The following is a 3242-nucleotide window of genomic DNA, read 5'->3' as shown; positions in this document are numbered from 1 at the left end:
TGGCGGAGCCCGCACTCGGGCGGATCGCGGTGCTGTCCGGCCCCGCCACGGCGGGGATCGCCGAGCACCTCGCCCGCGCACTGCCCGGTGTGACCGTCGTGGACCCGGCCGCGCCGCAGGAGAGCCCTGTCGAGGCAGGCACGGTGGTGGACCTCACCGGCTGCGCTGCGGGAACCGGCCTCGGCGCCTGGCTGCCGTGGGTGCAGCGGGTCTGCGCTCGTGCCACGCGCGTCCTGGGTGTCACCCGCGACCTGGACTCGGCGGCTCCCCACGCGACCCGCGTCGCGGGGCTGTACGCGATGCTCGGCCACGAGTCGGCGAGGGTGCGTTCCACCCACGTCGATCTCGATACCCTCGACGACGCCACCGCCGCGGCGCACCTGCTCACCGAACTGCGGGCCGGGGATGCCGCCGACAGGGTGCGGTACCGGGAAGGGCGGCGGTGGCGGCCGGTGCTGAGGGAGGAAACTCCCGCGAGCGTCGCCCCACCGGTGTTCGGTCCGGGCGAGGTACTGGTGGTCACCGGCGGCACGCGCGGCGTCGGACTCGCGGCGGCCCGCCACGCGGTGACCGCGTGGGGCGTGCGCGACCTGCTGCTGATCGGCAGGGACCGGCTGCCCGGCCGTGCGGAGTGGGAGGCCCGGTCGCGCCACGACGACGCACTCGGGCGCAAACTGCGCGGCCTGCTGGACCTCGCCGCGAGCGGAGCCCGCGTCCGCGTCGAATCCCTGCCGCTGGACGAGACCGCGACCGAGGAGGCCCTCACCGGCCTGCTCCGTGAGGCGGGACCGATCGGCGGTGTGCTGCACGCGGCCGGTGTCGTGGACACCGAGACGCTGTCGTGGACGCGCAAGACCCCGGCGAGCGTGCGCAGAGTGCTCGCGCCCAAAGTGGACGGTGCGGAGGCGTTGCTGCGCGCGGTCGAGAACGTGGCGAGCGACCACCCGGTGCGGTTCGTGGTGCTGTTCTCGTCGGTGGCCTCGGCGCTGCCCGCGCTCGCCGTGGGGCAGAGCGACTACGCGATGGCCAACAGCCACCTCGACCACCTCGCGCGCAGGCCGTCGGCAACGTGGGTGGTCAGCGTGCGGTGGCCGAGCTGGGACGGCATCGGCATGGGAGCGGCCGGAACCGGCCCCGCGTACCAGGCGGCGGGACTGGCGCCGCTGAGCGAGCGTGAGGGCCTGCGGGTGCTCGACCTCGCGGCCTCCGGCGCGGTCGGCCCCGTGGTGCTGCCCGTGGTGCCGGCCGACGACCGGCCCGCCGGCCGGCTGGGCGTGCTCTCGGGACAGGCGGCCACCGCAGCCGCGCCGACGGTGCCGTCATCTCCGCTGGCTCCGTCTTCACAGTCAGGCGCGGCAGGACTCGGCGGCCAGGCCGGCCACGCGCAGGCGGAAGCGATCAAGCACGGCACGGGGCGGGAGGCGTCCGCCGTCGCGGAGTGGCTGCTCGACCTCGTCGCCGAGCGGTTCGAGTTCGACCGCGACCGGCTCGACGCCGACACCCCGATCCAGGACTACGGCACGGACTCGATCACGCTCGTCGAACTGACCCGCACCGCCGCCTCCCGGCTCGGGGTCGAACTTGATCCGTCCATCCTGATCGAGCACCCGACCGCCGCGGGGTTCGGCGACTGGCTGGCGGCGACGTTCCCCGACGTCGTGCGCGCGGAGTTCGGTGAGACCCGTCCCGTGGCCGCGGCGATCGCCCCGGCGCCGACGGTGGTCGCCAAGGTCGGCGACAACGCGGCAACGACCGGGAACACCGGCGAAAACGGGAACTCGATGAGCGACGGGAACCTGGCGGCCAACGGGAACGCCGCGTACGACGGGAACGCCGGATACCCGGAGAGCGCGGAGAACACAGGCGACCCCGCGACGACCGACCCCGTGACCGCACAGGGAACGGCGGTGCCGGACATTCGAGACACCGACCTCGCGATCGTCGGCCTGTCGTGCCGGTTCCCCGGAGCGTCCGACCCCGATGCGTACTGGAACCTGCTCGCGCAGGGCCGGTCGGCTATCGCCCCCGTCGATCCGGGCCGCTGGCCGGGTCAGAGTGACAGCTCCGGCGCGGGTTTCCACGCGGGACTGCTCGCCGACGCCGCCAGGGAATTCGACCCGGCGTACTTCCACATCGGCGACGAGGACGCGGCGGCCATGGACCCGCAGGCGCTGCTGTTGCTGGAGGAGACGCTGTTCGCGTTCTGCGAGGCCGGATACCGCACCGACGAGGTCAAGGGTGCCGAGATCGGCGTCTACATCGGGGGCCGCTCAGCGCGGCTTCCCGCGCGGGAGCGGGTGCTCGCCAGCCGTAATCCCGTCGTGCTCGGGCAGAACTACCTCGCCGCCACCGTGTCCCGGTACTTCGACCTGCGCGGACCGAGCGTGGTGGTGGACACGGCCTGCTCGTCGGCGCTCGTCGCGCTGAACCTCGCGGCGCAGGCCCTGCGCGCGGGGGAGATCGAGGCCGCCGTGGTCGGCGGTGTCACGCTCATCGAGGGGCCAGCGGCGCACCAGGTGTTCGCGCAGCGGGGACTGCTCACTCCCACACCGGAGTTCCACGCCTTCGACCGCCGCGCTGGCGGGTTCGTGCCTGCCGAGGGGGCGGGTGTCGTGGTCGTGCGGCGGTTGTCCGACGCCGCCTCCAACGGCGACCGGATCATCGCGGTGATCAAGGGAATCGCGGTGAACAACGACGGCCGCACCGTGGGTCCTGCCACGCCCAACCTCCTCACCCAGCAGGCGGTGCTGTCGAGGGCGCTGGCCGCGAGCGGTTACCGTCCCGGCGAGGTCGGCTACGTGGAGGCCAACGCCTCCGGGTCACCGGTCACCGACCTCATCGAACTGAAGGCCATCAGAGCTGTGTACCGCGCGGAGTCCACAGCGGACTGTGTGCTTGGCTCGGTGAAACCCAACATCGGCCATCCGCAGTGCGCCGAGGGCGTCGCGGGGCTGATCAAGGTGGCGATGATGCTCCAGAAGGGACGGCGCGTTCCGTACCTGAGCGGGCAGCAACCACCGGAGCACATCGATCTCGACGCCTCGCCGTTCCGGTTCGAGCGCACCGAGGCGCCGTGGCACGGGCCGAGGGTGGCCGCGCTGAACAGCTTCGGCGACGGCGGGACGAACGCGCACGTCGTGCTCGCGGCGTGGACGGAGCAGCAGGGTCAGCAGGGACAGCAGGGCCGCCGCATCCCGCTGCCGAGGCCCGCGCTGGCGCGGCGGCGGATCGAGTCGGCCGGC

At 73.4% G+C, this 3242-nt stretch carries 1 protein-coding gene; it reads left to right on the top strand.

From position 1 onward, the window contains the following. On the top strand, window positions 1-3242 hold a 3242-nt coding region (locus tag SACXIDRAFT_RS21695), incomplete at both ends, for a beta-ketoacyl synthase N-terminal-like domain-containing protein (RefSeq protein ID WP_006236381.1).

It is taken from the genome of Saccharomonospora xinjiangensis XJ-54 (genome assembly GCF_000258175.1).
GTDB classification, from domain to species: Bacteria; Actinomycetota; Actinomycetes; order Mycobacteriales; family Pseudonocardiaceae; genus Saccharomonospora; species Saccharomonospora xinjiangensis.
Note: the sequence above shows the minus strand (reverse complement) of the source record. Positions and strands in the feature narration are given on the sequence as shown.